The organism is Elioraea rosea (assembly GCF_007644105.1).
GTDB classification, from domain to species: Bacteria; Pseudomonadota; Alphaproteobacteria; order Acetobacterales; family Acetobacteraceae; genus Elioraea_A; species Elioraea_A rosea.
The window spans coordinates 1-8954 of record NZ_VFAC01000073.1; the positions used below are offsets into that span (position 1 = coordinate 1).

General features: G+C 69.7%; 8 protein-coding genes. 4 read left to right on the forward strand and 4 right to left on the reverse strand.

Annotation, left to right across the window (positions count from 1 at the left end; translation table 11 throughout):
- Window positions 1–141: 141 nt before the first annotated feature.
- Window positions 142–1074: a hypothetical protein gene (locus FIF60_RS21035; protein WP_144300252.1), complete on the forward strand. Its 933-nt coding sequence runs from the start codon at window positions 142–144 to the stop codon at window positions 1072–1074.
- Here the strand turns inward: FIF60_RS21035 and FIF60_RS21040 are convergent, their stop codons facing one another.
- Together FIF60_RS21040 and FIF60_RS21045 are read right to left on the reverse strand one after the other, a co-directional pair.
- Window positions 1075–2931, reverse strand: coding sequence for a transglycosylase domain-containing protein (locus FIF60_RS21040; RefSeq protein ID WP_144300253.1), 1857 nt, complete (start codon window positions 2929–2931; stop codon window positions 1075–1077).
- Window positions 2932–3069: 138 nt separating this feature from the next.
- The gene (locus tag FIF60_RS21045) at window positions 3070–3756 is read right to left on the reverse strand and encodes a CBS domain-containing protein (RefSeq protein ID WP_239451747.1); all 687 of its coding nucleotides are present in this window, start codon (window positions 3754–3756) and stop codon (window positions 3070–3072) included.
- A 219-nt stretch (window positions 3757–3975) separates the two neighbouring features.
- Here FIF60_RS21045 and FIF60_RS21050 point away from each other — a divergent pair, with 219 nt between their 5' ends.
- Together FIF60_RS21050 and FIF60_RS21055 are read left to right on the forward strand one after the other, a co-directional pair.
- Entirely contained in the window at window positions 3976–4968 is a 993-nt protein-coding gene (locus tag FIF60_RS21050; protein WP_144300254.1) for a TAXI family TRAP transporter solute-binding subunit, read from the forward strand.
- Between the two features lie 55 nt (window positions 4969–5023).
- Entirely contained in the window at window positions 5024–7030 is a 2007-nt protein-coding gene (locus tag FIF60_RS21055; RefSeq protein WP_144300255.1) for a TRAP transporter permease, read from the forward strand.
- A gap of 56 nt (window positions 7031–7086) precedes the next feature.
- Here FIF60_RS21055 and FIF60_RS21060 read toward each other — a convergent pair whose 3' ends face one another.
- Both FIF60_RS21060 and FIF60_RS21065 read right to left on the reverse strand, forming a co-directional pair.
- Window positions 7087–7599 carry a GNAT family N-acetyltransferase gene (locus FIF60_RS21060; protein WP_204251273.1) on the reverse strand — a complete coding sequence of 171 codons (513 nt, stop codon included), beginning with the start codon at window positions 7597–7599 and terminating at the stop codon, window positions 7087–7089.
- A gap of 5 nt (window positions 7600–7604) precedes the next feature.
- Entirely contained in the window at window positions 7605–8018 is a 414-nt protein-coding gene (locus FIF60_RS21065) for a VOC family protein (RefSeq protein ID WP_144300257.1), read from the reverse strand.
- 205 nt (window positions 8019–8223) lie between these two features.
- Between FIF60_RS21065 and FIF60_RS21070 the strand changes: the two genes are divergently transcribed.
- A partial coding sequence (locus tag FIF60_RS21070) for an MBL fold metallo-hydrolase (RefSeq protein ID WP_144300258.1) occupies window positions 8224–8954 on the forward strand: 731 nt, incomplete at its 3' end.

Genomic DNA, 8954 nt, shown 5'->3' on the forward strand with positions numbered 1-8954 from the left:
GCGGCGGCGTGCGCTCCCTCGCCGCGCTCGGGCATCTGACGTCCTCCTCGGCAGGAAAGCCGCGGCACGGCTGAGCCCTCCGCCGAGCCTTGCCAGGGAACCCGGCGCGCGGAACCATCGCGGCCCCCTGGGAGGAGCCGCATGCCGCACGACAGACCGAGACTGGCTAACATACTGAAGGCTCGGCAGGCCTGGGAGGCAGGCGAGAACGTCACTGACGCGCTTCGCCGGCAGCTCGGCGTCGAGGACAACACGCCCGAGATCATCGAGCTCGCCTACGACATGCAGGCCGGCTCCTACATCCGCGACATCGAGGAGAACCGCGACCGCGCCATCCTCTACGCCGAGGAGGTTGCCGGCATCCTCGACCGCCATATCGAGCCCGGCACGAGCCTCCTCGACATCGGAACGGGCGAGGTCACCACGCTCAGCCTGATCGCGCGGCGTCTCGCGCGCCTGCCGGAGAGCATCCTCGCCTTCGACATCTCCTGGTCTCGCGTGCGGAAGGGGCTTGGCTTCGCCGGCGCGACGATGGGCGTGGGGTTCTCGCGCCTCTCCGCCTTCGTCGCGGAGATCGGCGCGATCCCGCTCAGGACCTCGTCCGTCAGCATAACGACATCGAGCCATGCGCTCGAGCCGAACGGCGGGAACCTCCCGGCGCTGATCGAGGAGCTGTTCCGCGTCACGCGCGACAGGCTCATCCTGTTCGAACCCTCCTACGAGCATGCGAGCGAGGAGGCCAGGGCGCGGATGGACCGGCTCGGCTACATCCGTGACCTCGAGGGCGTGGTGCGTCAGCTCGGCGGAACCGTTGTCGAGACGATCCCGATCCGGAACATCCGCAACCCGCTGAACCCGACCGTCTGCACCGTGATCACCCCGCCTCCCTCTGCCGTGCGTGGGGCGCGCGTCGGGCGCGAAGGGGCATTCTCGGTGCCGGGAACCGACCTGCCGCTCGAATGCGTCGAGAATGTCTGGTTCTCGCGCGACACCGGGCTCGCCTACCCGATCCTCAAGCGCATCCCCATCCTCCGCCCCGGATCGGCGATCCTCGCCTCGGCGCTGCTCGACTGATCAGCGCACGGCGGCGGCCACGCCGCGGAAGATGCGCGCGGGCACAGACCCGCCGGTGACGCCGCGCATCGGCGCCGCATCGTCGTTGCCGAGCCACACGCCGATGACGACCGTGCCGGAGGCGGGCGTCTCCACCCAGCCGATGAACCAGGCATCGCGGAACTCGCTCGTCGTTCCCGTCTTGCCCGCGACGGCCCGGCCGGGGAGCGCGGCCGCGCGCCCCGTGCCGCGCGCCACCGCCTCGCGCAGCATCGCCGCCATCGCGTCTGCCCGCGTGGCATCGATCGCGCGCAGCCTGTCTCCCTCGCGTCGCCAGACCGTTTCGCCATCGGTCTCCGCCGCGACGATGCCGTGCGGCACGACGAGCCAGCCCCCGTTGGCGAAGGTGGCGTAGGCGACGGCGAGCTCGAGCAGCCCGACCGAACCCGAGCCGAGCGCTGCCGTCGCGTCGTTGGGGATCGTCCCGGTGAGCCCCGCGCGGCGGGCGGCGGCTGCGGCGCGGGGGAGCCCCACCTGCATCGCGAGCCGCACCGCCACTGTGTTGACCGACTGCGCCAGCGCTTCGGTGAGCGTGACGGGCCCGCGATACCTACCGTCGATATTCTCCGGCCGCCAGCGCCCGACGGCGAGCGGCGCATCCTCCATCACCGTCCCGGGCGTCAGCCCCGCCTCGAGCGCAGCGAGCCACACGAAGGGCTTGAACGCGCTTCCCGGCTGCCGCTCTGCCGCGACGGCGCGGTTGAACCCGCCCACCGTCGCCGCCCGCCCGCCGACCATGGCGAGCACCGCGCCCGTTTCCGCCCGCACCGCGACCACCGCACCCTGGCCGATGCCGAGCCGCGCGCCGTCCGACGAAAGCGCTGCGGCGAGCGCGCGTTCGGCGGCTTCCTGCAGGGCGGGGTCGAGGGTCGCCCGGAGCATCACCGCCCCGCCCGTGGTCGGCACCGGGCCGAGGCGGCCCTCCGCCCATTCGGCGAAGGCGCTCCGCCCCCGGGGCGGGCCGGAGGCGAAGCCGCGTGCGGCCTCGGCCTTGGCGCGCGCAGCCTCGGCCTCGGTGAGCCAGCCTGCGGCGACCATGTTGTCGACCGCCTCCCGCCCGCGTGCGACGGCGGCTTGGGGATCGGCGCGCGGGTTCAGCCGAGAGGGTGCCTTCGGCAGCCCCGCGATCACCGACGCCTGCCACACCGAGAGGCTGCGCGCCGGCACGCCGAAATAGAGCCGCGCCGCGGCATCGATGCCGTAGGCGCCGGAGCCGAGATAGATGCGGTTGAGCCAGATCGCGAGGATCTCGTCCTTGCTGAAGGCGCGTTCGAGCCAGAGCGCGAGAAGCGCCTCCTGTCCCTTGCGGCGGAAGCTTCGGTCGGGCGTCAGGAACAGGTTCTTCGCGACCTGCTGCGTGATGGTCGAGCCGCCCTGGACGACGCGCCCCTCCACGAGGTTGACGAACGCGGCCCGAGCGATGCCGATCGGGTCGATGCCGACATGGCTCCGGAACCGGCGGTCCTCCGTCGCGAGCATCGCGTCGACGACGTGGCGCGGCAGCGTGCGCGGGGTCACCGTCTCGCCGTAGAGGTCGCCGCTCTGGGCGATCACGCCGCCTTGCGCGTCGAGCATGGTGACGGAGGGCCGGCGCGTGGCCGCGAGCGCGGCTTCCGGGCGGGGGAGGTCCCAGGCGAGCCAGACGAGAACGCCCGCACCGAGGATGGTCGACCAGAGCGCGGCAAGGACGAGGCCGCGCAGGAACCAGCGCCGGGCCGGCCGTGCCCGCGCTGCCTTCGCCGCCTTGCGCCTCGGCGTACCGCTTCGTGCCGCGATCGGCGTGCGCGCGCGGCCGGTCTGTGCCTTTGCCCGGGCCATCCCGTCTGGCTAGCGCATGCGCGCCGCGTCGCGGAAGGTCCGGGCGCTCGGATGCAGGAAGGGAACGCGGGAAGGGCAGGCAGCCTGGGCTGCCTGCCCGTGTCGGTCAGCGTCTATCGGGCGCCGTCGCGGTGACGCTCAGGAATAGACGTAGAGCGGGCCGACGACGAGATGGTCCTCGACACCTTTGACGCCCGCCACGCCTTCGGCGAGAACGCGCAGCGCGCGGCGGTAATCGTCCGAGCCGCAGTAGCCGTAGAACTCGACGATGCCGTCCTTCACCACCACCGTGGTGTAGAAGGTGCTGGCCCAGGGCTGCTTCTTCATCTCGTTGACGACGGCGCGGTAGATGCCCTCGTCCGAGGTGTCGGACGGCGTCGTCGTCTGCGGCGAGACGAGCGCGCGAAGCAGGTCAGCGCGGCTGACGATGCCGGCGAGCCGGCCGTCACGCAGCACCACCACGCGGCGGATGTTCGACTTCTCCAGCTGCTCGGCAATCTCGCCGACGGGGGTGTCCTCGGTCACCGTCACCATGTGCGTCGTCATGATGTCGCGCGCGGTGCGGCCGTGCGACTTCACGTACTGCTCGGCCATGCGGGCGGGGTCGGCGAACAGGCTCTTGAAGAAGCCCGGCGCGTCATGCTCCCGGCCGGCGACCTGGCTCAGGAGGTCGCTCTCCGAGACGATGCCCAGAACCTTGCGGTCGGCGTCGGTCACCGGAACGGCGCTGATGTGGCGCTCGGCGAGCAGCCGCGCGACCCCCATCACCGGCGTGTTCGGCGCTACCGTCACGACATCCGGCGTCATCAGGTCGCGTGCCTTCATGGCGTCCTCTCCTCAGTCCCGTTGCGTTGCGCGGGGAGAATACATCCGTCCCGCCCCGTGTCATGGGGGGATATCAGCACTCCCGCCCCCTGGTTGCCTTGATATGCGTCAACCGCTGCCGTGGCGCTCCCGGTTTGCGCACGCAGCCGCGGCTGCGTATCTTCGCCCCAGAAGGCGCCGGCGATCGGGACCGGCAGGCCAAAGGGGAGGACTGAAATCATGACGATCACGTTGAACAGGCGCGCCCTGCTCGCCGCGGGCGCCGGTGCCACGGTCGTCGGGTCGGGGCTGGCACGACCGGCCGTCGCGCAGGGCGCGCAACAGCTTGCCATCGCCACTGGCACGACGGGCGGCGTCTACTACCCGCTCGGCGGCGGCATGGCTTCCGTCTTCAGCCGCACCATCCCGGGGATGAGCGCCACGGTCGAGGTCACGGGCGGGTCGGTCGCCAACCTCCAGCTTCTCGGCGCGAACCGCGTGGGCATGATCCTGACGCAGGTCGACGCCGCGGTGGATGCGGTGGCGGGCAAGGAGCGCTTCACCAACCGGCCCGTTCCCGCGCGCGCGATCCTCGTGATGTACACCAACCGCATGCAGGTGGTGACCGTCGCCTCGACCGGCATCACCTCGATGGCCGACCTGAAGGGCAAGCGCGTCTCCACCGGTGCCCCCGGCTCTGCCACCGAGGTCATGGCCTTCCGTCTGATCGAGGCGGCAGGGGTCGATCGCGACAAGGATTTCCGCGCCCGCGAGCGCCTCTCGCCTGCGGAGAGCACCAACGCGATCAAGGACGGCAAGCTCGACGCCTACTTCTTCGTCTCCGGCGTGCCCACCTCGGCGATCACCGATCTCGGCGCGACGCCCGGACAGAGGCTCGTGCTGATCGACCACGCCGAGTTCGTGCCGAAGATCGTCGAGAAGAACGGCCCGGTGTACTTCGCCGAGGAGATCCCGGCCGGCACCTATCCCGGCCAGGACAAGCCGAACAAGCAGATGTCGGTCGCCAACATCATCGCGGTGCGCGAGGACATGCCCGACGCGCTGGTCGGGCAGCTTCTCGCCGCGATCTGGGACAATCTCGAGGAGCTCCACCGGGTCCACGCGGAAGCGCGGAATTTCAAGATCGAGAACCAGAAGACCGCGGCGGCCGGCATTCCCTGGCACAAGGCGGCGGAGGCCTTCTGGAAGGCGCGCGGCGCCTCGCTGACCTGAGCGCGCGGCGTCCGGGGGAAAGGGCCGGGGCAGCGATGCCCCGGCCCGCATTCGCATGACGAACCAGGACCATCACCTCCCGCCCGAGGCGGCCGAGCTCGATGACCGCACGGCCGCCGAGGTCGAGGCGCTGATCGAGCAGGAAGAGGGCGTGCAGAACCGCTATCGCGGGGCGCTCGCCATCTTCGTCACGCTGATCGCCATCGCGATGAGCTCGTTCCACCTCTACGCCGCCATCGACATCGTGCCGACGATGTACATGCGCTACATCCATGTCGGCTTCGTGCTGGTCCTGACCTTCCTGCTGTTTCCCGCCTCCCGCCGCTTCCGCGACCGCCTGATGCCATGGGACATCGTTCTCGTCGGGGCGGCGCTCTGGGTGATGCACTACATCATCACCGGCGGCGACGAGCTGACCGACCGCTACGTATTCCCCGAGCCGATGGACATCTGGGTCGGGTGGGCGCTGATCATCCTCACCCTGGAAGCGACGCGGCGGACGACCGGGCCGATCATGCCCGGCATCTCGATCGCCTTCCTGCTCTACGCCTTCTTCGGCAACCACCTGCCCGCGCCCTGGACGCACCAGGGCTACGACGCAGAGCGGCTGATCCCGCACCTGACCATCACGCTCGACGGCATCTTCGGCACCGCCGTCGATGTGTCGTCGTCGCTGATCATCCTCTTCACCATCTTCGGAGCGGTTCTGCAGGTCACCGGCGCGGGGAAGTTCTTCGTCGACTTCTCCTTCGCGCTGATGGGCGGCAAGGCCTCGAGCGCCGGACGCACCGTGGTCCTGTCGTCCTTCCTGCTCGGCGGGCCTTCCGGCTCCGGCGTCGCGACGACCGTGACGCTCGGATCCGTCGCCTGGCCGATGATGAAGCGCGTGGGGTATTCGCCGCACGATGCCGGCGGGCTTCTCGCCGCGGGCGGCCTCGGCGCGATCATCTCGCCGCCGGTGCTCGGCGCCGCCGCCTTCCTGATCGCCGAGTTCCTGAAGATCTCGTATCTCCAGGTCATCGAGATGGCGATCATCCCGACGGTGCTCTACTACGCCGGGCTGCTGTTCATGGTCGAGCTCGACCAGCGCGCGCTCGGCGTGAAGGAGACCGAGAAGGAGGGCTTCTCGGAAAGCACGGGCGCGCTGTTCCGGAAGTACTGGTTCCACCTCACCTCGCTTGTCTCCATCGTCGCCTTCCTGCTGATGGGCTACTCGGCGACACTCTCGGTCGTCTACGCGACCGGAGTCGCGGCGCTGCTCTCCTATCTCCGCCGCGAATGCGCGATGACGCCGAGGAAGGCGATCGCGGCGCTCGAGGGCGGAGCGGTGCAGGTGCTGAACGTCGCGGCCACCTGTGCGTGCGCGGGCATCATCGTCGGCGTCGTCACGCTGACCGGCCTAGGCCTCAAGTTCTCCGAGATCGCGATTCGTTACGCAGGCGGCTCGCTCGCGCTGACGGCCGTCTATACCGGCCTGATCGTGTGGGTGATCGGCCTCGCCGTTCCGGTGACGGCCTCCTACATCATCTCCGCGGTGATCGCGGCCCCCGCGCTCATCAAGCTCGGCGTGCCGGACTTCGCCGCGCACATGTTCATCTTCTACTACGCGGTGCTGTCGGAAGTGTCGCCGCCAACCGCGCTCTCCCCCTTTGCCGCGGCCGCGATCACCGGTGCGGGGCCGTATCGGACCACGCTGATGGCATGGAAGTACACGCTTCCCGCCTTCGTGCTGCCCTTCATGTTCGTGACCGACCCGCTCGGCGTCGGGCTTCTCCTGCAGCGCACGCCGGAGATGACCTGGGGCGACGTCGCGTGGATCACCACGCTCGCCACGCTCGGCCTCGGCCTGCTCGCTGCGGCCGCGCAGGGCATGGGCTTCCGCCGCATGGCCGGTTGGGAGCGCTGGATCACCGCGCTTGCGGGAACGCTTCTCGTGTTCCCCTCGGCTGTGGATGGCCTGCTCGACGCGGTGAGCGGCCTCTCCGTTCCGGCGCCGCACTGGGCAGGTATCGCGCTCGGCGTGGTGATGATCGCCCTTCAGAAGCTGAGGCCTGCGCGGTAGGGCGTTACGCGAGGATTGCTCGGCGCTTCCGCTTTCGTCGCCATCATGGCCGAGTGTCAGCGCGCGTCTGCGGGAAGCATGCCGCCGAGGCGAAGCTCGATCTCGTAGCGCCAGACCTCCAGCGGGAAGATACCCTGCCGCGTCCGCAGTCGGCTCGTCATCGTACCGACGCGCCGCCAATCGGTCTTCTCATAGGAGCGTGCAGCGCGGTCATTGCCGATCGAGCACGCAAGCCAGGCCGAGACGACGCCGGCTTCGCGAAGGCGTGCGAGCACGTCGGCCATCAGAGCGGGGGCCGCATCGGTGCCACGCGCGTGGCCCGCGACGTAGAACTGATAGAGCTCGTCAGCCTTCAGCATCGCCAAGCCGCTGGGCGCGCCGGACTGCTCCACGACGCGCACATTCGCGAGCCCCTCGGCCAGGCGGTCGCGGAAGCTCGACAGCGTGCGCAGTCGCCTCAGTTCGGCAGGGAGGATGCTGCCGTGAGCGTACTGCCAGCCGTCGAACCAGAGTTTGGCCAGCGCCCCGATGTCGTTGGCAGCGGCGTCCCTGACGACAAGTCCGTGCACCGGTGTCAGCGCGTGAGAAGTGGATTGGGGCGTTTGGCGTCCAGGCCACCGCTGCCATACGGTCGGGTGATGACCTCGAGCAAATGGCCGTTGGGATCGTCGAAGTAGACTCCGCGTCCGTCGTCCCATTGGTTCACGTCGCCAGAATGCTTGCGGAACGGATCGGCCCAGAACGGTATCTCGCGGTCCTTGACGCGCTGGAAGATCGCATCGAACTCCGCTTCCGAAACAAGGAATGCGAAGTGCCGTGACGAGATTGCGGCGTCGGTTTGAATGAGGTCGAACGAAACCTCGCCGATCTGCACGACGACGAAGTGACCAAGCCGCCGGTGTGGTGGCAAGCCCAGCACCTCGGTCAGGAAACGGGCAGTGGCCTCGGTATCGCGGGCGTGAACGATCGTATGATTCAGCGAAACCACCCAGAACCTCCTGACGATCTGAATAGGCCTGTCATGCCTACTGCTAGACCACCTTCCGATCGACCGGAATCAATCGGAAGGCCATGCTCCGAGGCCACAAAGGGACAGAGGCCCCGCTCCAGCCGCGCTCGCTGGTCCGGCCGTATCGGTATCGGAGCCCACACCCTTGTTTCCAGCCGGAACGAAACGGCCGTAGAGTGACGCCATGGCGTCTCCCCCCGTCTTGACCGAGCCCGTGCCCGCCTACGGCGCGGTGTTCGAGGTGCACCCCCTTGTGCGGCGGATCGTCGCGCAGAACCCGGGGCCGATGACCTGCCACGGCACCTCGACCTGGATCGTCGGGCGCGGCCGTGTCGCGGTGATCGACCCCGGGCCTGACGACCCGGCGCATCGCCGCGCTCTGCTCGATGCGCTTGCCGGCGAGACGGTGAGCCACGTTCTCGTCACCCACGGGCATCACGACCATTCCGCCGGTGCGCCAGGCTTCGCCGCTGCTGCCGGCGCGGCCGTGTACGGCTTCGGCCGGCCCGACCCTGCCCGGACCGTTGCGGTGGGCGCCGGCCACCCACCCTTCCTTCCCGACGAGCATGTCGCCGACGGCGTGGCGATCGAGGGGCCCGGCTGGCGGCTGACGGCGATCCACACCCCCGGGCACGCGTCGGACCATCTCTGCTTCGCTCTCGAGGAGACGGGCCTACTGTTCTCGGGCGACCACGTGATGGGCTGGTCGACCTCAATGGTCTCGCCGCCAGACGGCGACATGGGTGCCTACATTGCCTCCCTCCGCCGCCTGCTCGACCGCGACGACGCGACCTTCCTGCCCGGCCACGGCCCGGCCATCGCCGAGGCCCGGCACGATGTAGCCCCTGTGGTCGAGCCCGCGGTCGAGCGCGGCGGCGAGGACGCGCGCCTCGGGGTGGGCGGCAGCGAGGGCAG